The 21,072-nt window shown below is 63.8% G+C and carries 20 protein-coding genes and 1 pseudogene; 11 read left to right on the forward strand and 10 right to left on the reverse strand.

The window, feature by feature from the left end:
* Positions 1-80: 80 nt before the first annotated feature.
* From HU230_RS09020 to HU230_RS09040, 5 genes are all read left to right on the forward strand, one after another.
* Positions 81-2,006 (forward strand): potassium transporter Kup, encoded by a 1,926-nt coding sequence (locus HU230_RS09020; protein WP_176531974.1) that lies wholly within the window; start codon positions 81-83, stop codon positions 2,004-2,006.
* A gap of 137 nt (positions 2,007-2,143) precedes the next feature.
* Entirely contained in the window at positions 2,144-2,473 is a 330-nt protein-coding gene (locus HU230_RS09025; RefSeq protein ID WP_176531973.1) for a rhodanese-like domain-containing protein, read from the forward strand.
* Between the two features lie 8 nt (positions 2,474-2,481).
* Positions 2,482-3,651 (forward strand): aminotransferase, encoded by a 1,170-nt coding sequence (locus HU230_RS09030; RefSeq protein ID WP_176531972.1) that lies wholly within the window; start codon positions 2,482-2,484, stop codon positions 3,649-3,651.
* A 6-nt stretch (positions 3,652-3,657) separates the two neighbouring features.
* Positions 3,658-4,767: a polyamine ABC transporter substrate-binding protein gene (locus HU230_RS09035; RefSeq protein ID WP_176531971.1), complete on the forward strand. Its 1,110-nt coding sequence runs from the start codon at positions 3,658-3,660 to the stop codon at positions 4,765-4,767.
* A 162-nt stretch (positions 4,768-4,929) separates the two neighbouring features.
* On the forward strand, positions 4,930-5,871 hold the full coding sequence (locus tag HU230_RS09040; protein ID WP_176531970.1) for a pyridoxal-phosphate dependent enzyme: 942 nt from the start codon (positions 4,930-4,932) through the stop codon (positions 5,869-5,871).
* A gap of 22 nt (positions 5,872-5,893) precedes the next feature.
* Here HU230_RS09040 and HU230_RS09045 read toward each other — a convergent pair whose 3' ends face one another.
* The 7 genes from HU230_RS09045 to HU230_RS09075 form a co-directional block, all read right to left on the reverse strand.
* Positions 5,894-6,829, reverse strand: coding sequence for a lipid A biosynthesis lauroyl acyltransferase (locus HU230_RS09045; RefSeq protein WP_176531969.1), 936 nt, complete (start codon positions 6,827-6,829; stop codon positions 5,894-5,896).
* A 17-nt stretch (positions 6,830-6,846) separates the two neighbouring features.
* Positions 6,847-8,124 (reverse strand): beta-ketoacyl-ACP synthase, encoded by a 1,278-nt coding sequence (locus HU230_RS09050; protein WP_176531968.1) that lies wholly within the window; start codon positions 8,122-8,124, stop codon positions 6,847-6,849.
* Between the two features lie 27 nt (positions 8,125-8,151).
* Positions 8,152-9,336, reverse strand: a complete 1,185-nt coding sequence (locus HU230_RS09055) for a beta-ketoacyl-ACP synthase (RefSeq protein WP_176531967.1) — start codon at positions 9,334-9,336, stop codon at positions 8,152-8,154.
* Entirely contained in the window at positions 9,329-9,805 is a 477-nt protein-coding gene (locus tag HU230_RS09060) for a 3-hydroxyacyl-ACP dehydratase FabZ family protein (RefSeq protein WP_173642217.1), read from the reverse strand. Before HU230_RS09060 ends, HU230_RS09055 begins: the two co-directional genes overlap by 8 nt.
* 8 nt (positions 9,806-9,813) lie before the next feature.
* Positions 9,814-10,113 carry an acyl carrier protein gene (locus HU230_RS09065; RefSeq protein ID WP_021081038.1) on the reverse strand — a complete coding sequence of 100 codons (300 nt, stop codon included), beginning with the start codon at positions 10,111-10,113 and terminating at the stop codon, positions 9,814-9,816.
* A gap of 181 nt (positions 10,114-10,294) precedes the next feature.
* The gene (locus tag HU230_RS09070) at positions 10,295-10,651 is read right to left on the reverse strand and encodes a hypothetical protein (RefSeq protein WP_176535086.1); all 357 of its coding nucleotides are present in this window, start codon (positions 10,649-10,651) and stop codon (positions 10,295-10,297) included.
* An 87-nt stretch (positions 10,652-10,738) separates the two neighbouring features.
* Positions 10,739-11,584: an ion channel gene (locus HU230_RS09075; RefSeq protein ID WP_224943137.1), complete on the reverse strand. Its 846-nt coding sequence runs from the start codon at positions 11,582-11,584 to the stop codon at positions 10,739-10,741.
* A gap of 123 nt (positions 11,585-11,707) precedes the next feature.
* Between HU230_RS09075 and HU230_RS09080 the strand changes: the two genes are divergently transcribed.
* On the forward strand, positions 11,708-12,334 hold the full coding sequence (locus HU230_RS09080; protein ID WP_176531965.1) for a ParB-like protein: 627 nt from the start codon (positions 11,708-11,710) through the stop codon (positions 12,332-12,334).
* On the opposite strand, the gene HU230_RS09085 is transcribed toward HU230_RS09080, so the two are convergent.
* The 3 genes from HU230_RS09085 to HU230_RS09095 form a co-directional block, all read right to left on the reverse strand.
* Complete coding sequence (locus HU230_RS09085; RefSeq protein WP_176531964.1) at positions 12,295-12,807, reverse strand: MgtC/SapB family protein; 513 nt, start codon at positions 12,805-12,807, stop codon at positions 12,295-12,297. The genes HU230_RS09080 and HU230_RS09085 overlap by 40 nt on opposite strands.
* Before the next feature lie 8 nt (positions 12,808-12,815).
* The gene (locus HU230_RS09090) at positions 12,816-13,394 is read right to left on the reverse strand and encodes a peroxidase-related enzyme (protein WP_176531963.1); all 579 of its coding nucleotides are present in this window, start codon (positions 13,392-13,394) and stop codon (positions 12,816-12,818) included.
* Between the two features lie 98 nt (positions 13,395-13,492).
* Positions 13,493-15,238: an ATP-binding protein gene (locus tag HU230_RS09095; RefSeq protein ID WP_176531962.1), complete on the reverse strand. Its 1,746-nt coding sequence runs from the start codon at positions 15,236-15,238 to the stop codon at positions 13,493-13,495.
* 514 nt (positions 15,239-15,752) lie between these two features.
* Between HU230_RS09095 and HU230_RS09100 the strand changes: the two are divergent.
* The 5 genes and pseudogenes from HU230_RS09100 to soxC all read left to right on the forward strand — a co-directional run.
* A pseudogene (locus HU230_RS09100) lies at positions 15,753-17,528 on the forward strand (putative bifunctional diguanylate cyclase/phosphodiesterase); the annotation flags it as partial.
* 95 nt (positions 17,529-17,623) lie between these two features.
* A complete protein-coding gene (locus HU230_RS09105; protein ID WP_176531960.1) occupies positions 17,624-18,025 on the forward strand; it encodes a hypothetical protein in 402 nt (133 codons plus the stop codon).
* Positions 17,971-18,927 (forward strand): catechol 2,3-dioxygenase, encoded by a 957-nt coding sequence (locus HU230_RS09110; RefSeq protein WP_176531959.1) that lies wholly within the window; start codon positions 17,971-17,973, stop codon positions 18,925-18,927. Before HU230_RS09105 ends, HU230_RS09110 begins: the two co-directional genes overlap by 55 nt.
* Before the next feature lie 155 nt (positions 18,928-19,082).
* Complete coding sequence (locus HU230_RS09115) at positions 19,083-19,553, forward strand: DUF1801 domain-containing protein (protein WP_176535085.1); 471 nt, start codon at positions 19,083-19,085, stop codon at positions 19,551-19,553.
* A gap of 221 nt (positions 19,554-19,774) precedes the next feature.
* A complete protein-coding gene (gene soxC / locus HU230_RS09120) occupies positions 19,775-21,052 on the forward strand; it encodes a sulfite dehydrogenase (protein WP_176531958.1) in 1,278 nt (425 codons plus the stop codon).
* Positions 21,053-21,072 lie beyond the last annotated feature (20 nt).

Genomic DNA, 21,072 nt, shown 5'->3' on the forward strand with positions numbered 1-21,072 from the left:
AACCTATGCATTCCTGCCGGGAGTATAGGCCTGCAACCCGGCATTGTGCAGTGCGGCAGAAGACAGAGGCGCAGCTTCCCATGTCATCCGAGAGTGCGATCACCGCGGCGGAAACGCCCGCGGTAAACGGCCATGGCGAGGCGCATTCAACCGCCACCTTCAAGGCGCTGATGCTCGGCAGCATCGGTGTCGTCTATGGCGACATCGGTACCAGCCCGCTGTATGCGCTGCGCGAAGCCGTAGTCGCGGCTGCCGGCGGCGAGGGCGCCGTGACGGCGCATGCGGTGCTCGGCGTGCTCTCGCTGATCCTGTGGGCGTTGATCGTCGTCGTGACGCTGAAATATGTCGTGATCCTGCTGCGTGCCGACAACAATGGCGAGGGCGGGACGCTGGCCCTGATGGCGCTGGCGCAGCGCGCAGTCACCAAGGGCGGAGCCGCGATCGTGCTGCTCGGCATCATCAGCGGCGCGCTGTTCTACGGCGATGCCGTCATCACCCCGGCGCTCTCGGTGCTGTCCGCGATCGAAGGCATCAAGCTCGTCACCGCCACCTTCGACCCCTACGTCGTCCCGCTCACGGTGGTGATCCTGGTCGTCCTGTTCTCGGTGCAGTCGCGCGGCACCGCGCGCGTCGCCGCGTTCTTCGGCCCGGTGATGTGCGTGTGGTTCGCCGTGATCGCGATCGCGGCGCTGCCGCAGATCGTGCGGCACCCCGAGGTGCTGTACGCATTCAACCCGATCCTTGCGGTGTCGTTCATGTTGCATCACGGCGTGATCGGCTTCATCACGCTCGGTGCGGTCTTCCTCGCCGTGACCGGCGCGGAGGCGCTCTATGCCGACCTCGGTCACTTCGGCAAGCGCCCGATCCAGACCGCGTGGCTGTTCATCGTACTGCCGTCGCTGGCGTTGAACTATCTCGGGCAGGGCGCGCTTCTGATCGGCGATCCCAAAGGTATCGAGAACCCGTTCTTCCTGATGTTCCCGGACTGGGCGCTGATCCCGATGGTCGCGCTTGCGACCATGGCGACCGTGATCGCGAGCCAGGCCGTCATCACCGGCGCCTACTCGCTGACCCGGCAGGCGATCCAGCTCGGCCTGATGCCGCGGTTCGAAATCCGTCACACGTCGGAGGCGCATTCCGGGCAGATCTACATGCCGCGCATCAACCGGTTCCTGTTTATCGCGGTCATCGTGCTGGTGCTGATGTTCCGCTCGTCGAGCGCGCTGGCGTCGGCCTACGGCATCTCCGTGACCGGCACCATGGTGGTGACGGCGATGATGGGTTTTGTGGTGATCTGGAAGGTCTGGCGCTGGTCGCCGCTCGCCGCCGCCGCGCTGGTCGCGCCGTTCCTGTTCCTGGACATCACGTTCCTGGCCGCCAACCTGCTCAAGGTGTTCGAGGGCGGCTGGGTGCCGCTCGCGCTTGGCGGAGCCATGATCGTGGTGATGTACACCTGGCGGCGCGGCAGCCGGCTGTTGTTCGAAAAGTCGCGCAAGCTGGAATTTCCGCTCGCCGATCTCGTCGCGATGCTGGAGAAGCGGCCGCCGCAGCGCGTCTCCGGGACGGCCGTGTTCCTGACGAGCGATCCCGTCAGCGCGCCGACCGCGCTGATGCATAGCCTCAAGCACTACAAGGTGCTGCACGAGAAGAACGTCATCCTGACCATCGAGACCGCGCCGACGCCGCGCATCGATCCGTCCGAGCGGGTGCGGATGGAGCAGCTGACCGAGACTTTCTCCAAGGTGACGCTGAAGTTCGGTTTCATGGAGCAGCCGAACGTGCCGAAGACGCTGGCGATCGCCCGCAAGCTCGGCTGGCAGTTCGACATCATGTCGACCTCGTTCTTCCTGTCCCGCCGTGCGTTGAAGCCGGCGGCGCATTCGGGCATGCCGAGCTGGCAGGACCATCTGTTCATCGCGCTGAGCCGCTCCTCGAACGATGCCACCGACTATTTCCAGATTCCGACCGGGCGGGTGGTCGAGGTCGGCACGCAAGTCACGATCTAGGGTCCACGATCCAGCGTTTCCGCGCGGCATCTAACCCGTTTCGGGTGCTTGATTTTCTTCGCGCGAGAGGCGACTTTGCGGCCCGGACCGGCGAGCCGCGCGACGCTCGCCCAAGCTGATATCGGGAGGATATTTCCGTGGCGGACCACAAGGTGGAAGATTTGTTTCCGGACGAGGTGTCGAAGGGTATAGCGGAAGGCCGTTATCTCCTGGTCGACGTCCGCGAGCCCAATGAGGTCGCCGTCGAGGCCTATCCCGATGGCGTCGTGGTGCCGCTGTCGACGTTCGATCCATCAGCGATTCCCGATCCGCAGGGCAAGCAGGTGGTGTTCGCCTGCCGCTCCGGCAAGCGCTCGGTGACGGCCTCGCTGGCGGCCCAGGCCGCGGGCCTGCCTTACGACAAGCATTTGGCGGGCGGCATCATCGGCTGGAAGGCAGCAGGACTGCCCACCAAGACCGGCGGCTGATCCCTGACATGACCTCCATGAACAAGGTCTTCGCGGACCTTCCCGTCACCATCTTCGAGGCGATGTCGCAGGCGGCGCGCGACAACAACGCCATCAATCTCGGCCAAGGCTTTCCCGACGATCCCGGACCGGAGGACATCCGCCGCGCCGCCGCGGATGCATCTATCAACGGCTACAACCAGTATCCGTCGATGATGGGCATTCCGGAACTCCGTCAGGCGATCGCATCGCATTACGGCCACTGGCATGGGCTCAAGCTCGATCCGATGACCGAGGTGATGGTCACCTCCGGCGGCACCGAGGCGCTGACCTCCTCAATCCTCGCCGTGGTCGAGCCGGGCGACGAGGTGGTCTGCTTTCAGCCGGTGTATGATTCCTATCTGCCGATCATCCGCCAGGCCGGCGGCATTCCGCGGCTGTTACGGCTCGAGCCGCCGGAGTGGCGGCTGAACGAGGAGATGCTGCGCAGCGTCTTCAACCACAAGACCAAGGCGGTGCTGTTCAACAACCCGCTCAACCCGGCCGCGGTGGTCTATCCGCGCGAGGACCTCGAACTACTGGCGCGGTACTGCCAGGAGTTCGACGTGGTTGCGATCTGCGACGAGGTCTGGGAGCACGTCGTGTTCGACGGCCGCGAGCACATCCCGCTGATCACGATCCCGGGCATGCGCGACCGCACCATCAAGGTCGGCAGCGCCGGCAAGATCTTCTCGCTGACCGGATGGAAGATCGGCTTCGTCTGCGCCGCGCCGCCGCTGCTGCGCGTCGCTGCGAAGGTGCACCAGTTCCTCACCTTCACGACGGCGCCCAATCTGCAGGCGGCGGTCGCGTACGGCCTCAGCAAGCCGGACGATTATTTCTTCGACATGCGCAAGGACATGGCGCGGAGCCGCGACCGCCTCACCAAGGGGCTTGAGAGCATCGGTTTTCCGGTGCTGAAGTCGCAGGGGACCTACTTCCTCACCGTTGATCTGTCACCGCTTGGTCTGAATGAGACCGACGCGGAGTTCTGCTGGCGAATTGTGCAGGATTACAAGGTTGCGGCTATTCCAGTGTCGGCGTTTTACGAGCAGGATGCGGTGACGTCGGTCGTGCGTTTCTGTTTCGCCAAGAAGGACTCGACGCTCGACACCGCGCTGGAGTGGCTGTCCGACGCAGTTCATCGTCGCAAGAGGTAGACCAGAATGCAGAAGCAGAGCCGTCGTCTCGTCAACCTTGTTGGTACGGTCGCCACGGTTCTGTTGTTTGCTGCCTCCGCACGTACGGAGGAGCGCACGGTCAATTTCTACAACTGGTCGAACTACATGGCGCCGGGTGTCCTCGAGGACTTCACCAAGGAAACCGGCATCAAGGTCGTCTACGACACGTTCGACGCCAACGAGACGCTGGAGACCCGGCTGCTCGCCGGCAAGTCGGGCTACGACGTCGTGGTGCCGACCGGCTATTTCCTGCAGCGCCAGATCACCGCGAAGGTGTTCCTCAAGCTCGACAAGTCGAAGCTGCCGAACCTCGCCAATGCGTGGCCGGTGGTGACCGGTCAGCTCGCGACCTATGATCCCGGCAACAATTACGGCGCCAACTACATGTGGGGCACCACCGGCATCGGCTACAACGTCAAGATGGCTGAGAAGATTCTCGGGCCCGATGCCAGGATCGACAGCTGGGACATGGTGTTCAAGCCGGAGAATCTCGCCAAGTTCAAGGATTGCGGAATTCACATGCTGGATTCCGCCGACGACATCCTGCCGGCGGCGCTAAGCTATCTCGGCCTGGACCCGAACTCGACCAAGCAGGCTGACCTCGAGAAGGCCGCCGATCTCGTCATCAAGATCCGGCCCTATGTGCGCAAATTCCATTCATCCGAATATCTCAGCGCGCTGGCCTCGGGTGAGATCTGCTTCGTGGTCGGATGGTCGGGTGACATCATGCAGGCGCGCAGCCGGGCGGCGGAGGCCAAGACCGGCGTCGAGATCGGTTACACGATCCCGAAGGAAGGCGCGCAGATGTTCTTCGACAATCTCGCGATTCCGGCGGACGCGAAGAACGTCGCCGAGGCCTACGAGCTGATCAACTACCTCTACCGTCCCGACGTCGCGGCCAAGAATTCGAACTTCCTGTCCTACGCCAACGGCAATCTGGCGAGCCAGAAGCTGATCGATCCGAAGATATTCAACGACAAGAACATCTATCCCGACGAGGCGATGCAGAAGAAGCTCTTCGTGATCACGGCGCGCGATCCGGCGACGCAGCGGATCATCAACCGCTTGTGGACGCGGGTGAAGACCGGGCGCTAGGGCTGCGTGTGGGCACGGCGGACATTCGGCTATTGCCTATGACGAGCTGAGATATTTCAGGCGTTCACAAGATAAATCGAGCAGTCACAACAGCTGATTGGACACCCGTGCAGGTGTGTCCGATAGCCCTCGGTACTCCTTGCGATTGCCGCAGAGGCCAAGATGCCCCGTCCGATTCATTTGGTTCGTGATGATCTCGAGTTTATTGCAGGGCGGGCGCTGGAAACACCCATACGATCTTGCGCCGCGTTGGACGCACTGACTGGGCGAACAATCCTCATCAAAGACGAGACCGTTCAACATGGCGGCTCGTTCAAGTTTCGAGGAGCAATCCTTGGGGCGAGAAACGCCGAGCGAGGAGTTGTCGCCGCAGGATCGGGAAACTTTCCGATCGCGGTTGGCCTGGCCGCTCAGGAGCTGGACAAGCCCGCCTGTTTGGTCATGCCCGCGGACGTAGCGGCCTTTAAGAGGGAGCAGGCCCGAGAAACCGGAGCTGAGATAAAAATCGTCGAGCGGTCGGAGTTGGTCGATTGCGCTCGAATGGAGGCCCATCGACGCGGTTGGCGTAACCTGCACGCTTTCGAAGACGTCGAGATGATTGCTGGAAGCTTCACGGTGGGTTCGGAAATCGCAGCTGCCATTCAGGCAAGTAGCCCAGCCTCCGATGCCGTGATTGTTGCCTGTGGTGGCGGTGGGCTGGCCGCTGGCGTTGCCCTTGCTTTGCGCTCCTGGTCCATTCCGGCTGCAATCTATGTTGCAGAACCGGAGACCCACCAGCGCTACGCGCGTGCCCGTGAGATTGGCGTTCCGATCCGGATTGATCCTCCTGGAGATACGGTATGCGATGCTTTGCGCTCCCGCCAGATCGGAGTGCGAGCCTTCGAAATTCTGCAACGGTCAAATGTTCAGGTGTGCGCCGTTAGCGATGAACTTGTGCAACACGCTGCCCGGTTACTCCTTGGGACCTGCGGCATCCGGGTCGAGCCCAGCGGCGCCTTGGCGATGGCGGCAGTCTTGGGAGGTGTCGTCGACAGCGAGCGGTCGCGTATATGGGTAATCGCATGCGGAGGGAACGTACCGTCGCTCGCTCGCGAACGTCTGTGATGCCAATGGCGTCGTCGGACAGTTACCGCCACCGCCGGTGCAGCCAGAGCCACTGATCCGGATATTCGCGGACCCAGCCCTCGACGATGTCGGTGATCGCCTGCATCGTGCCCTGGATATCGATCTGGCCGGATGCATCGAACACCGGCTTCACTTCCTCGGTGACCTCGCCGCGGAAGCGGCCGTCGGGCAGGCGGATGATCCGGGTGCCATGGATCGGGCAATCGATCTGCCGGCGCAGGCGCGCCAGTAGCGGGTTAGCGGTGGTCTTGCGGCCGAAGAAGGTGACGGGAACACCGTTGGTCAAATACTGGTCGACCAGCATCGCGACGTGCTGGCCGTTCTTCAGCGCCTGCGCCAGCCTGAGCGGCGCGTCGCGGCCGGCCGGGACCAGCGTGCCAAGGTTGACAGCGCGGATGCGTTCGATGGCGCGGTCGGCGGCTTCGATGTTCGGCCGCCGGAACAGGATCGTAGCATCGAGCCCATGTGCTGCCGCGGCAATCGGAGAGAGCTCCCAATTGCCAAGATGTGCGGCAAAGAACAAGGCCGGCTTGCCGTCGTCACGCAACTGGTCGAACAGTTGCTTGCTGCGCGCCGAGAATTCGACGCGACCCGGCTTGTCGGGATTCTGGGGATCGTGGTCCCAGATGCGGTCGATGTGCGCGAATTCGGCCCCGATGCGTCCGAGGTTATGCCAGACGCCTGTCAGGATCTCTTCGATCTCCTGCGGTGACTTTTCCGGGAAAGCGGCCGTGAGGTTCTCGCGGCCGATGCGATCCTCGCGCAGCCGGCGGCCGATGAAATGCGCGGCGCGGCCGAAGAACCGTGCGGTCTTCTCCGGATCGAAATAGCGCGTGGTGCGCAGCAGGCCGATCGTCAGCCCGCCGATCGCCGCATCGGTCACAGGTTTTGCGGCATCACGCAGATGCGCGCGGGCGCGAAGGAGCAGGCGTTTCATCTGATGAGGCGAGGGCGCTAGGCCGGCTCGCGCGTCAGGATCAGCGAAGCGTTCTGCCCGCCGAACCCGAACGAGTTCGACATCACGGCGGTCACCTTGGCGTCGCGCGCCTTGTTGCCGACCACATCGAACGGGATCGCGGGATCGGGCACCTCGTAGTTGATCGTCGGCGGAATCCGCTGATGCTCGAGCGTGAGCAGCGAGAAGATCGCCTCGACCGCACCGGCGGCCGAGATGGTGTGGCCGACCATCGATTTGTTCGACGACACCGGAATGTTTTTGGTGTGTTCGCCGAACACCGCCGCGGTCGCAAGATATTCCATCTTGTCGTTTTCCGGCGTCGAGGTGCCGTGCGCGTTGATGTGATCGATTTGCTCGGGCTCCATGCCCGCGTCAGCAAGTGTCTTGCGCACGCAGCCGATCGCCGGCTTGCCGTCCGGGGAAGAGCGGGTGCGGTGGAAGGAGTCGGTGAGCTCGCCGCAGCCGGCGACGACGCCCAGGATGCGCGCGCCGCGCGCCATCGCAGCGTCGTAGCTCTCCAGCACCAATGCGCCGGCGCCTTCGGCCATCACGAAGCCGTCGCGGTTCTTCGAAAACGGCTTTGAGGCCCCCTGGGGCGGATCGTTCTGGGTGGAGAGCGCCGAGAGCAGCGAGAAGCGCACCATGGCTTCCGGATTGACCGAGCCGTCGGTCGCGACGCACAGCGTTGCATCGGTTTCGCCGCGGCGGATCGCCTCGACGCCGAGCTGGATCGCGGTCGCGCCGGACGCGCAAGCCGTCGAGAGCGAGATCGGCGACCCCTTGCTGCCGAAGGTCTCGGCGAGGTTGAGCGCGACCGAACCGAAAGTGAAACGCCGGTGGAAGTGGGCGAACTTGCCGCCGCTGCAGGTCGCCAGATAGTCGATGATGCCAAAGTCCTTGGTCGGAACCTCGCGCGCGACCTCGAGCCGCTGCGGCCACTCGGTTTCGATCGGCGCGACCGCCAGAAACAGCGGCCCGGGGAAGTTGCCCTTGCTGCCGATGCCGGACTGCTCCAGCGCCTCTTCGGTCGCGATCTCCGCCAGGCGCTGCGACAGACTGGTCGAGGAGAACGGGTCGACGGTGACGAAATCGACGGCGCCGGCCATCGTCGTCTTCAGACTGTCGAGCGGGAAGCGCGTCACGGTCTTGATGCCGGACTCGCCCGCGCTGAGGCGCTTCCAATTGTCGGTCTTGCCGCCGCCGAGCGACGTCACAATTCCCATGCCGGTCACGACGACGATCGGTCGGCCGAATTTATCGCGTGGTGCTGTCATGGTATCCCCGTCGGTGCTTGCGCCGAATTACTTGACGGCCTCGACCAGTGCCATGCCTTCGCCCTGCCAGTGGCCGACCCCCAATACGACAATCTGGGTTGGCGCTTCGGTCTTTTCAACCTCCAGCCCGGTCGGGTCGTTGGCCGGATAGAGCGCGCCGCGGGAAATCGACAACGCGGCCAGCGCGAGCCCGAGCGGGAACTGCGCCTCCATGGTGTGCCCAAAGGTCGTTCCGGTGGCGCGCACGGCAACGCCGGGATGCTGAGCGAGGAATTCGCGCTCGTCGGCGGTCGCAGGCTCGGCGCCGGTCGCGCCCGTGATCAGCATGGCGTTGTCGTTGCTGACCCCGAGCTGCGGCCACAGCGCCTGCAGCGACTTCGTCACGGCGCCGGGCTGCTTGCGCTTGGCAAGATCGGCGACCACCTTGGTCAGCTTGGCGTACGGCTTGGCGCCGCGCGCCTCGGCATGCTCGCGCGACTCCATCACCAGGAAGGCGCCGGCGGAGCCGATGGCGAAGCCCGGGTTGTTCCGGCGGGCCCAGACCGACGCGTATTGATCCTTGAGGGCGAAGTCGCCGAACGAATAGAGCATCAAGAGGTCGCCGCGATCGCCGTTGTGGGCCGCGCCGACCAGCGCGATGTCGCTCTGTCCGGCCCCGATGCGCGCGACGGCGATCCGCGCGGCGTCGATGCTCGCGGCTTCCTCGCCCATGAAGGTGCGCGACGTCCCGCACACGCCGTGAACGATCGCGATGTTGCCGGCGAGCAGGTTGGAGAGCTGCGCCAGGAACAGCGTCGGGCGCAACTCGTTCATCAGCTTCTCGTTGAGGACGGCAGGCGGCAGCTTGCCCTGCGCATCGGCGTTCATGATCGCCAGGTCGACATTGAGATCACGCTCGCCGCCACCGGCCGCGATGATCATGTCCATCCGCGACAGGATTTCCTGATTGCCTTTGACGCCGGCGGAATCAAGCGCCAGCCCGGCGGCGTAGGTGCCGATCCGCTGCCATGTCTCCATCTGACGCTGATCGCCCTTCTTCGGGATCTGGGCGTCGAAGCTGACGGGGGCGATCGGATGGATCACGTACGGCGCGAGGCGTTTCTCGTCGGCATTGACGCGCTTGGCGCCGAGCGCCTCCCAATGCGCATCCAGCCCCTCGCCGAGCGAGGAGAGCAGGCCGACGCCGGTGATCCAGACTTCCTTCTCAGCCATTACTCATTGCCTGCAGCGGAAACCCGATCTTGTTGGCGAGCGCATCCATGTGCACACGCAAGTCCGGGCTGGGGAAGGGGATATGGCGGAAGGTCAGCTCGGCGTTGCACTTGAGCTCCTTGCCGACGCGGACTTTCGCCGAGGTCACGGTGAAGCCTGAACCTTCGTGTTCAATCTTGGCTTCGATCGTCAGTACCGAGCCGGGGCTGACGAAGCCGCGCATCTTGGCTTCCTTGACCATGGCGAGGAAGGGCATGCGCTCGAACTTGGTCAGACCGAGGATCAGCCAGCCCGAGCTCTGGGCCATTGCTTCGGTGAGCAACACGCCGGGCATGATCGGGTAGCCCGGGAAGTGCCCCGCGAACACAGAGTGGCTGTCCGGCGGGACATCCGCCTCGACGACAATGGTCTTTGCGTCGAGGTTGAGGTCGACGATCCGATCGATCAGCTGAAAAGTTTCAAGCTGCATGATGGCTATTACGAGGCCGAGCCCGTGCCTGCGTTCTTGGCCGCAACCAACTCGTCGATGCGGTCGGCGAGATTCTGCAACACGAAGTACTGCTCCGTCGTGGCCTTGCCGTCGTTGACCTCCTGGGTCCACTTCTCAAGCGGCATCTTGATCCCGAAGGCCTTGTCGATGGCAAAGGCGATGTCGAGGAAGTCGAGGCTGTCGATCCCCAGATCGTCGATCGCGTGGCTCTCCGGCTTGATCGTATCGCGCGGGATGTCGCAGGTCTCCGCGATAATGTTGGCGATCTGCTCGAATGTGGAGGACATCATTAAGCCTTTGATATATTGAAGGTAATTCCGGGTCGGCTCGGAGGAGGCGGGCGCGGTGCCCCGGATTGCCTGATTGCTGCTGCCGGAGTCGTGTGCCCGTATATCGGAGCAGGGCCGTTAGTTCAATGGAGCTTGGCCGGCCGGGCGAGGACGGTTTTTGGGTACGGTTCCGGCCTGCCTAGCTACGTGGCATCACCGTAATCTTCGCGCAATCCCGGCGTCCCATCAGCACGCAATCCTGGGTCTTGCGCAAATCGGCGATGCTCATGGCGAGCCAGATACCGATCGCAGTGAGCGCTACGGTGAAGGCGAAGGCGGCGATGTTGGCAAGCATGCGCTGGCGGAAATCGTCCGGCTCCTCGCGCGGCCTCTCATAGCGGGAGAGGTCGTTGGCGACGGAAACAGGAGCGACGGAAGCCGGGCGGGTCGATCGGACCGCCTCCTCGCGCTTGCCGGGCGGCTGCGCCGAGGTACGCGGCCGGAATTTGAGCACCACGTGCTCGTCATCCGAGGAAATTGGCCGCTGCGTCTTCACTGTTGTCAGTCCGGTCGCGTCGCCGCTTATGTTTAGCATGTTCGCTGCGCTTCACACCTAAAATCTTGATGCGCGCAGAGGTGGTAATTATTCTTCGATGGTCTCGTGGAACCGACTGTAGTCGATGCGCAGACGGCCGTCGTCGGTCGTCTGCAGGATCTCGGCATAGCGATGGCCGAAGCGTACGTCAGAATTTTCGTACGATTTTCGCGCATGCACAGTTTGCGCTGCAACGTCGTCATAGCCCGACACGAAGAGGCCGAGCCCGGCATTGACGGCTTTCAACTCCGCAGCGTCGAGGCCGTGGAGCGGGCTGTCCTGGTCGATCACATGAAACAGGGTCCAGCTCAGCGCCAGCGCCGGGCTCTCGCTGCGCAGGAGCGGCAGTTCGTAGAACCGGCGGTATGGCATGCCTTCCTTGCTGACGCCGTTCTTGAACAGCCACAGCCGCGCGGTGGCATTGGCGATGATGTTGTGCCGCTCGTTGGCCAGGCGGATCATCAACGTGAGCTGGCCCTCATGGTCCGAGATCACGGGATTGTCGGCGAACAGCAGGCGTGCGCTCGGCCGCGAGAAGCGGGCAAAGATCAGCCCGGTCATCAGCGACATCGAGAATATGCCGGTGAAGAGTTCGATGGCGGCGATGAAGTGCCCGTAATGCGTCTGCGGGTGCATGTCGCCATAGCCCGCGGTCGAAAGAGTCTCGATGCTGAAATAGAGGTAGTCGATGTATTGGCCGTCAGGCACGTTGGCGATCGGATGATCGCCGAGCCAATAGAACAAGGCGAACACGGCGTTGAAGGTGATGAACACCAATGCTGCACCGCCAATAAACGCGGGCCAGGATGCGGTCATGCAGCGATGGCTGATGTCTGCCCAGAAGCTCAGCTCCAACCCCTCGGTCACGACCTCGCGGTTGCCGAAACGGATCATGCGCGCCTTCACGCGATCGCTTGTTCTCAAAGCCATTCCGCCGAACCGGCTCTTTCGTCTGCCTGTGCCATCATGTCATAATGGAACCCATTCCGGAGTGCCGGTCAAACGGGAGCACAAATCATGGCCCATACGCGCGAGCCCTACGTCAAACCGGTCCCGATCATGTCGCTGCGACCGACCCAGATGACGGTCGGCATGCAGGAGGTGAAGGAGAAGCGCAAGCGCTGGCGCGAGCACAGTTCGGACAAGAAGCGCGCCGAACTCCTGGGCAAGCACATGATCCCGGTGGTCCATGGTCCGGACGATCGCTACTACGTGGTCGACCACCATCACATGGCGCGGGCGCTGCACGAGGAGGGCGTCAAGGACATCCTGGTCACTGTGATCGGCGATCTCACGATGGTCGAACGTGACGTGTTCTGGGGCGTGATGGACAACAAGCGCTGGGTCTATCCCTATAATGCAAAGGGCGAGCGCTGCCACTTCAGGGACATTCCGAAATCGATCAAGGATCTCAAGGACGATCCGTTCCGCAGCCTCGCCGGCGAGATGCGCCGGGCCGGCGGCTTTGCCAAGGACACGACGCCGTTCAGCGAATTCCTGTGGGCCGACTTCCTGCGCCGCCACATCCCGCGCAAGACCGTGGAGAACAATTTCGCCAAGGCGCTGGAGAAGGGGTTGGCGCTGGGCCGGGGCAAGGAGGCGGTCTATTTGCCCGGATGGTGCGGGCCGGCATCTGACGACTGACCGGGCGCGACCTCCGGTCCGTGTTGGTCCTCCCTGCCGCCGAGCGCGTGGTGCAGCCACCGCTCGGTCCGCTTGCCTAAGGTCAGCAGCAGGAATGCCAGCACAAGCGCGGTGAGGACGATCGGCCAGTGTCCGGCGCCGCAGACAATCCCGACGCAGGCGGCGAAGAACGCGCATGCGGCACTGGTCAGGCCGTGGACGTGATAGCGGTCGCCCCGTCGGACGATCACGCCGGCGCCAAGAAAACCGATGCCGGTCAGCACACCCTGGATTACGCGGCTGACCGCATCGGTGAATTTCCCGGGATCGACCGCCTGCAAGGCCAGCAGCACGACCGTGGCCGTCGAGAGGCTGACGAGACCCAGTGTCTTCAGCCCGATCGGCTTGCCGCGCAGGTCGCGGTCGAGCCCGATCGCGCTGCCGGCAAGAGTGGCTGCGCCGAGACGCAGGATGATCTCGCTCCAGTCTACCAAGGCGTCCTCTATTTCGGCTGCCGGCCGAGCATGTAGAACTCGGCGTTCGGCCGCATGCCGGTGACGTTCGCCAGCCGGTTCGAAAGCGCGAAGAAGGCCGCGACTGCGGCGATATCCCAGACGTCGTCGTCGCTAAAGCCGTGGGCGGCGAGCGCGGCGAAGTCCGTCTCCGAGACCTCCTCGGCCGCGCGGCTGACCTTCATCGCGAAGTCGAGCATCGCGCGCTGCCGCGGCGTGATGTCGGCCTTGCGGTAGTTGATCGCGATCTGGTCGGCGATCTCAGGGTTCTTGGCGCGGATGCGCAGGATCGCGCCATGGGCGATCACGCAATACTGGCACTGGTTGGCGGCGCTGGTCGCCACCACGATCATCTCGCGTTCGGCCTTGGAGAGGCCGGAGTCCTTTTCCATCAGCGCGTCGTGATAGGCAAAGAACGCGCGAAACTCGTCAGGGCGGTAGGCCAGAGTGAGGAAAACGTTCGGCACGAAGCCGGACTTCTCCTGCACCGCCAGGATGCGGGTGCGGATATCCTCGGGGAGCTTGTCGAGAGCAGGCGTCGGGAAGCGTTTTGCGGTCGGCTGCGTCATGAGATGGTTCCGGCGTGCCGCGGGGACGCGGCGTCACGCGAAACCATAGTGGATGACGGCTTGGGCGCAAGGCGCATCGGCGTCCTGCCATAATGACGTCAGCGCAGTGGCTTCTTCAGGAGCGAGAAGCGGTCCGGATCGAGGCCCAGTGACGGCTGCAGCATCGGCGCCTCGGCAGGCGCCACGGTGCGCGGCGGTGCGGGAGCGTTGAAGTTGGCGTCGCTCTGCGTGTCGCGATGCGAGGTGGCGCCGCGCCAGCGCTCCAGCACGGCGCTGACGAAATGCATGTCATGGCCGGCGGTGACCGACGGCACCGTTGCGATGGTGGCTTCGCCGCGCGGCAGCTGGTGCGGCGGCACCTCCTTGAAGCGCAGCCGGGTCGGCAGCGCCACGCCTTCGCCGAACGCCAGCACTTCGCGAGTGCCGAGCGAAGGCACGAACGACAGCAAATTGGCGGCGGCATCCGACACCGCGGAGCGCAGCAGCGCCTGGTCGCGGTCGTTGGCAAGCCGCATCGTGAACAGCGTGTTGCACTGGGAGATGATGGTCGCGTCGAGCTCGGCCGGACGCTGGGTGATCAGGCCGAGATAGACGCCGTATTTGCGGCCTTCCTTGGCGATGCGCGACACCGCCTTGCGGGTCGGCCCGAAGCCGATGTTGCGGTCCGCGGACGCGTAGCGGTGCGCTTCCTCGCAGACGAACAGCATCGGCGAGACGCCGTCGCTCCACAGCCCGAAATCGAACGCCATGCGGCACAGCACCGACACCACGGAATCGACGACTTCGGCCGGGAAGCCCGCGAGCTGCATGATGGTCATCGGCTTGCCGTTGGCGGGCAGACGGAACAGATGGCTGATCACCTCGGCCATGGTGTCGCCGCCGACATTGGCGTTGTCGAACATGAAGGCGTAGCGCGGATCGTTGCGCACCGCGTCGATGCGCGAGATCAGCTTGTGATAGATGATGCGCGAGGAGCGGTTCTCGAGCTTGCCCATGCGCTCGTCGATCAGCGAGATCAGGTCGACGAGGCGATAGGGCACCGGCGTATCGACGGTGTAGCCGACCTGCTTGGGGTCGACCCGCTTGAGCCCGAGACCGACCCGGTCGGAGTTCTGGTACTGGGTGTAAATGCCCTTCGCCATCGGGATCACTTCGGCGAGGATGTCGAGTTCTTCGGGCACGCCGGGCCGGCCGCCGAACAGCACGTCGACGATCTCTTCGAAGTTGAACAGCCAGAACGGCAGCTTCAGGTTTCGCGGGTTGAGCACCTGCGCGCGCTCGCCGAAGCAGCGGCCGTATTCGTTGTGCACGTCGAGCAGGAAGATGCGCAGGTTCGGCCGCGACTTCAGGATCTCGTTGAGCAGCAGCGACACGCCGGTGGATTTGCCGACGCCGGTCGAGCCGAGCACCGCGAAGTGCTTGGACAGCATCTCCTCGACGTCGACATAAGCGATGACCGAACGGTCCTGTTGCAGCGTGCCGACATTGATCTGGTCCGAGCCGCTCGGCGCATAGACCGTGCGCAGCTCCTGGTTGGTGATCAGATCGGTGCTGTCGCCGATGGTCGGATAGTGGGTGACGCCGCGCTGGAACTTCGGGCGATCGCCGCCGAGGATTTCGCCGAGCAGGTCGACCGAGGCGGTCGCCATGTATTCGTCGGACGCCGGCAGGTTCTCGCACGACACTTCGGTGATCATGGCAACGATGACCGAACTCGCGCAGCGGATGCTGACGAACCGGCCGACGGTCGCGCGCATTTCCGAAAACTGCATCTGGCCGCCCGTCAGCAGCCCAACCCGGGCCTGCGAGCCGCGCACAGAGATCACACGTCCGAAGGATGTCACAGTTCCAGCCTGGCTCGTTCGCAAAATCTAAATGTCCGGACCAATATGCGCGCCCGGGTTTAGAGAAACCGTTAAATCGCCGAGGTTGCGCATCGGCTAAATCTACACCTTCCCGGTGACGATTTGTTTCTATCGTGCAGCGAGATTGCGCTCGGTCGCGCCCATCGGCGGCGAAATCGTCGCTTTCCGGCACAGCCGGGTTTGTTTCGCGGTTTTTCCGTTAACGCGGGATTCACCATCTTCGAGGAGTGCATCGGCAGCTCCGTAGGTTTACGGAGGTTTCGGCGCGATGTGTTACGCTCTGTCTCCAGGTATCGTGTAACCGATTGCTAACTGCGAGTTGTAACGACCTTTCCATCAGTGCTGCGTAACGATGCCGCGCCCGGGAGAGATCAGCGTGCGCATCGAACACCGCAATTCATCGTCAGGAAATGCCGACGCCGGCTCGACCAAGGGGCTGGCGTTCTGTGCCGGCCTGCTCGTCGGCAGCCTGTTCGGAAGCGTGACCGCGCAGTGGAGCGAGCGCGAAGGCCTCTTGATGGCGGCCTTCGCGATCATGGCCGTGATCGTTTTCCTGTTGCTGAAGCGGCATGAAATCTCCGACGCGCGGCTCGCCACCGAACGCCGCAATCTCATGACCGCCGTGGACAACATTCCGCAGGGGCTCGTGCTCTACGATGCGTCGGCGCGCATCATCATCTGCAATCGTCCCTACATCGAGATGTTCGGGCTCTCGCCTGATGTGGCGAAGCCCGGCTGCACCATGCAGCGGCTGATCGAGCACCGGCAGGAGACCGGCTCGTTCGATGGCGACGTCGACGAATTCTGCGATGCCATCATCCGCAATGTGAAGCTTGGCCGCGGGACGCGTCAGCTGACTGAGGCGCCGGGCGGGCGCGCGATCGAGATCGTCAACAAGCCGCTGCCGGAGGGCGGATGGGTGGCGACCATCGAGGACATCACCGAGCGGACGCGCACCGAGAACAAGATCGCGCATATGGCGCACTATGACGCTCTCACCGATCTGCCCAACCGCCTGCTGTTCCGTCAGCGCCTCGAGCAGGCGCTGACGGCGATCGGACCCGGCGAACAGATCGCGGTCATGTATATCGACATCGACGAGTTCAAGAGCGTCAACGACGCGCTCGGCCATCAGATCGGCGACGAGCTGCTGAGGGCCATCGCCGAACGCCTGCGCTCCTGCGTCGGGGGGACCGATGTGGCGGCGCGCCTCGGCGGCGACGAGTTTGCGGTGATCCAGACTGCGGTCCGCGATCAGACCGAGACCATGCAGCTCCTGGCCGCGATCTATCAGACCATCCGCCAGCCGATCGATTGCAGCGGGCACCTGATCACGACCGACGCCAGCATCGGCATCGCGGTCGCGCCCGCCGACGGCCTCGACCTCGATCAATTGCTGCGCAACGCGGACCTCGCGCTCTATGGCGCGAAGAGCGATGGCCGCCGCACCTACCGGTTCTTCGAGGCCGGCATGGATGCGCGCGCCAAGGCGCGGCGCAGCCTCGAACTGGAGTTGCGCCAGGCCATCGCCGACGGCAGCTTCGAGCTGCACTATCAGCCGCTGCTCCATCTCGAGGATGGCCGGGTCAGCTGTTGCGAGGCACTGGTGCGCTGGCGGCATCCCGAACGCGGCACCATCTCGCCGGCAGATTTCATCCCGGTCGCCGAGGATACCGGCCTGATCAACGATCTCGGGCACTGGGTGCTCAACACCGCGTGCCGGGAAGCCGTGAACTGGCCGGATCACATCAACGTCGCGGTCAACGTGTCTCCGATCCAGTTCAAAAGCCAGACGCTGGCGCTGAACGTCGCCGCCGCGCTCGCGGCGTCGGGGCTCGCGCCCTCGCGGCTCGAGCTCGAGATCACTGAAGCGGTGCTGATCCGTGACGACGAGGCCGCGCTCGATATCCTGCATCAGCTGCGCGAGCTCGGCGTCCGGATCGCGCTCGACGATTTCGGCACCGGCTATTCGTCGTTGAGCTATCTGCAGCGCTTCCCCTTCGACAAGATCAAGATCGATCGCGCCTTCATCAAGGATCTCGCGGGTACCGGCGCGTCGTCCACCATCGTCCAGGCCGTCGTGAACATTGCCGCCGCGAGCGACATGACGACGACCGCGGAGGGCGTCGAGACCGAGCAACAGCGCAACCTGCTCCGCACCCTCGGCTGCACCGAGATGCAGGGCTTTCTGTTCAGCCGGCCGGTGCCGGATGTCGAAATCCGCAAACTGCTGTCGTCGCATCGCGAGAGGGCCGTCTCGGTCGCCTGACCGCCGGCCGCGGCCGCTTTCAATATGTGATTTCAGCCACGGAATGCGGCGCGAGCGCCGGCCATCTTGTTGATACGCAACAAGAAGGCTCCGCCATGTACATTCTCGTGAATGCGCTCCTCGTTCTGGCAATCGCGTTCTTCTTCTTCCTGCCGATGACCGATCGCCGCACCGCGCGGATGAAGCTCTGTATGGTGTGCGCGCTCGCCATTGCGCTGACGGTGTCGGCGACCCTATACGGGCCGCACGGTCCGGCACCGGTGATGGTGTCGAAGGGCCAGGCGCGGATGCTGGCCTCAACGGCTGCCGCAATTTCCGGGATCAACATTTTGTTGACGGGACCTAATCCTTTGTACACTAGTACAAATCGACGCACCGAAGCTCGCGCGCCAGAGCGGCAAGCCGTCGATCGGGCGTCGTCGTCGTGGAAGGAGACCGCCCCATGCAGTCGGAACCGATCGTCGATCTCGCGCATCTCGGGCACATGGAGCTGCTGACGCCGAAGCCCGACGAGAGCCTGAAGTTCTTCGTCGATGTCATGGGCATGACGGCCAGCGGCCGGAAGGGCGAGTCGGTCTATCTGCGCGGCTGGGACGATTACGAGCGCTACTCGCTGAAGCTGACCGCATCGAACACCTCCGGCATGGAGCATATGGCGCTGCGGGCCCGCAGCGCGCAGGCGCTCGAGCGCCGCGTCGCGGCGCTAAAAGGCTCGGGTTTCGACATCGGCTGGATCGATGGCGACATGGGGCAGGGACCGGCATTCCGATGCCGCGATCCCGACGGCCATGTCATCGAGCTCTATTACGAGACCGAATGGTACGAGGCGCCGGCCGAGCTGAAGCCGGCGCTGAAGAACCAGGCGCAGCGCTTTCCGGCGCGCGGCGTCAACGTCCGCCGGCTCGACCATCTCAACTGCCTCGCGGTCGACATCAAGGCCAACCGCCTGTTCTTCGAAAACTATCTGGGATGCCGCACCACCGAGCAGATCGTGCTCAATGACGGCACGGAAGCGGCGATGTGGATGACGATGTCGAACAAGAGCTACGACTTCGCCTATACCCGCGATCATTACGGCAAGATGGGCCGCTTCCATCACGTGACCTACGCGCTCGACAGCCGCGAGGAGATCCTGCGCGCGGCGGATATTTTTCTCGAGAACGGCGTGCATATCGAAACCGGACCGCACAAGCATGCGATCCAGCAGACGTTCTTTCTTTACGTCTACGAGCCCGGCGGCAATCGCGTCGAGGTCGCCAACGCAGGAGCCCGCCTGATCCTCGCGCCGGACTGGAAGCCGATCGTGTGGACCGAGGAGGAGCGCAAGAAGGGCCAGGCCTGGGGGTTGAAGACGATCGAATCGTTTCACACCCACGGCACGCCGCCGGTGATCGACTAGATGCTCGACCAGCGCAAGCAAACGACCCCCGCGCGTCGATACGTCGCCTCGAACACGCGCGGTCGGACGACAATGTGGATGCGTAGCCGACATGACTCGCTTTGAGAGGGCGGACGCTGCGTCGCGCGCGGCGCATGAACGGTGAGAACAGCACAATGGCTGGCAGGACGCCCAAGACGTCGGCGAAGAGCGCAAGGAAGGGAGCTGCGAAGTGTGGGGCTGCAAAGCCCCGCCTGCTCGCAGGCGGCAATCCGCAGATCGCAAAGGGGTATGGTGACGCTCCGGTGCAAGCCTTTATCGCGGCGATGCCGGGGTGGAAGCGCGACGTCGGATGCAAGCTTGACGCGCTCATCGTGCGTACCATCCCCGGCGTGCACAAGGCGGTGAAATGGAACTCGCCGCTCTACGGCATCGAAGGCGATGGCTGGTTCCTCGGCATCCATGTCTTCAAGCACTATGTCAAAGTGGCGTTCTTTCGCGGCGCATCGCTGCATCCGGTGCCGCCGGGCGAGTCCAAGCAGCAGCACACGCGTTATCTCGATATTCATGAGAACGACGAGCTCGACGAAGCCCAGTTCACCGCCTGGGTGAAGCAAGCCAGTCAATTGCCCGGCGAACGGATGTGAGTGGCCATGCGGGTCAGGACCGGCGGGCAATGGCCACAACGCGCCGTCGATGCAGCTCTGCGCGCGCGAGCGTTGCCTCGCCTCGGGCGTTTGGTGTTAGGCTGCGCTGAAGCACGATGAATCGTCATCGTGCTTCAGGTTGTTGTCCTGGCATGATCCTCTCGGAAAACCGCTTCCCACTTTTCCGGATCATGCTCTGGTAACGTCAGAGGAAAACGTCGATGAGCGAACACACGACGGACAAGCGCGTGCGAGAGGCGTCTCGCAGGCGATTCCTTCAGGCGGGCGCAGCACTGGCCGGTGGCTCCGCGATCGCGGGAGTTGGCGGTTCTACCGCGCTTGCCGAACAGGGGAATAATCTTCCGCCCAACGTGCCGGCATGGATGAAAGCGCCCGGCGATCCGATGGGAAGCCAGCCCTATGGCACGCCATCGGAGCACGAGAAGGGCGTCGTCAAGAACATCTCGAAGGCGCTGCCGCAATACATCTCCGCGTCGGGCCGCACGCCGTTGCAGGAGCTCGACGGCATCATCACGCCGAACGGGCTGTTCTACGAACGCCACCACGGCGGCGTGCCGACCATCGATCCGGCCGAGCACCGGCTGATGTTGCACGGCATGGTCGATCGCCCTCTGGTGTTCACGATGGAGGACATCCGCCGCTTTCCGTCGCAGTCGCGCATCCACTTCCTCGAGTGCTCCGGCAATCCGGTCTACACCAAGCCCTACGGCAAGACGGCCTCCGACCTCGTCGGCCTGCTGAGCTGCGCGGAATGGACCGGCGTGCCGTTGAAGACCGTGCTGGACGAAGCAGGCCTGCAGGCGGGCGCCAAATGGATCGTCGCCGAAGGCGCCGATGCCGCCGCGTTGACGCGCTCGATCCCGATCGAGAAATGCCTCGACGACGCCATGCTGGTCTACAGCCAGAACGGCGAGCGGCTGCGTCCGCAGCAGGGCTATCCGCTGCGCCTGTTGCTGCCAGGCTTCGAGGGCAACATGAACGTGAAATGGCTGCGCCGGCTCAAGGTGGTCGCCGAGCCGGCCTATTCGCGCGAGGAGACCTCGAAATACACCGACCCGATGCCGGACGGCACGTCGCGCGAATTCACCTTCTACATGGAGGCCAAGTCGATCATCACGCGGCCGTCCGGCGGTCAGAAGCTGACCACTCACGGCTTTCACGAGATCACCGGGATAGCCTGGAGCGGCCACGGCAAGATCAAGAGCGTCGAGATCTCGCTCGACGAAGGCAAGAGCTGGCAACAGGCCGAGCTGCAGGAGCCGGTGCTGACGCGCGCGCTCACGCGCTTCCGTTTGCCCTGGCACTGGGACGGCACCCCCGCAGTGATCCAGAGCCGCGCCATCGACGAGACCGGCTACGTGCAGCCGACGCTGGCGGAATTGGTGGCGGTACGCGGTCTCAACTCGTTCTACCATAACAACGCGATCTGGCCCTGGCGCATCGATGCGAATGGCGAGGTGACCAATGGCCAGGCGTAATCTGAAGACCGCCGCGCTGG

It is taken from the genome of Bradyrhizobium quebecense (assembly GCF_013373795.3).
Taxonomy (GTDB): domain Bacteria; phylum Pseudomonadota; class Alphaproteobacteria; order Rhizobiales; family Xanthobacteraceae; genus Bradyrhizobium; species Bradyrhizobium quebecense.

Excerpts from the sequence above, each read along its gene's own strand:
- HU230_RS09060 (WP_173642217.1), bottom strand. The coding sequence starts at position 9,805 with ATGCAGCTTGAAACTTTTCAGCTGATCGATCGGATCGTCGACCTCAAC.
- HU230_RS09035 (WP_176531971.1), top strand. The coding sequence starts at position 3,658 with ATGCAGAAGCAGAGCCGTCGTCTCGTCAACCTTGTTGGTACGGTCGCC.
- HU230_RS09115 (WP_176535085.1), top strand. The coding sequence starts at position 19,083 with ATGGCTGGCAGGACGCCCAAGACGTCGGCGAAGAGCGCAAGGAAGGGA.
- HU230_RS09050 (WP_176531968.1), bottom strand. The coding sequence starts at position 8,124 with ATGACAGCACCACGCGATAAATTCGGCCGACCGATCGTCGTCGTGACC.
- HU230_RS09105 (WP_176531960.1), top strand. The coding sequence starts at position 17,624 with ATGTACATTCTCGTGAATGCGCTCCTCGTTCTGGCAATCGCGTTCTTC.
- HU230_RS09080 (WP_176531965.1), top strand. The coding sequence starts at position 11,708 with ATGGCCCATACGCGCGAGCCCTACGTCAAACCGGTCCCGATCATGTCG.
- HU230_RS09030 (WP_176531972.1), top strand. The coding sequence starts at position 2,482 with ATGACCTCCATGAACAAGGTCTTCGCGGACCTTCCCGTCACCATCTTC.
- HU230_RS09090 (WP_176531963.1), bottom strand. The coding sequence starts at position 13,394 with ATGACGCAGCCGACCGCAAAACGCTTCCCGACGCCTGCTCTCGACAAG.
- HU230_RS09075 (WP_224943137.1), bottom strand. The coding sequence starts at position 11,584 with ATGATCCGTTTCGGCAACCGCGAGGTCGTGACCGAGGGGTTGGAGCTG.
- HU230_RS09055 (WP_176531967.1), bottom strand. The coding sequence starts at position 9,336 with ATGGCTGAGAAGGAAGTCTGGATCACCGGCGTCGGCCTGCTCTCCTCG.
- HU230_RS09110 (WP_176531959.1), top strand. The coding sequence starts at position 17,971 with ATGCAGTCGGAACCGATCGTCGATCTCGCGCATCTCGGGCACATGGAG.
- HU230_RS09065 (WP_021081038.1), bottom strand. The coding sequence starts at position 10,113 with ATGTCCTCCACATTCGAGCAGATCGCCAACATTATCGCGGAGACCTGC.
- HU230_RS09040 (WP_176531970.1), top strand. The coding sequence starts at position 4,930 with ATGCCCCGTCCGATTCATTTGGTTCGTGATGATCTCGAGTTTATTGCA.
- HU230_RS09020 (WP_176531974.1), top strand. The coding sequence starts at position 81 with ATGTCATCCGAGAGTGCGATCACCGCGGCGGAAACGCCCGCGGTAAAC.
- HU230_RS09045 (WP_176531969.1), bottom strand. The coding sequence starts at position 6,829 with ATGAAACGCCTGCTCCTTCGCGCCCGCGCGCATCTGCGTGATGCCGCA.
- soxC (WP_176531958.1), top strand. The coding sequence starts at position 19,775 with ATGAGCGAACACACGACGGACAAGCGCGTGCGAGAGGCGTCTCGCAGG.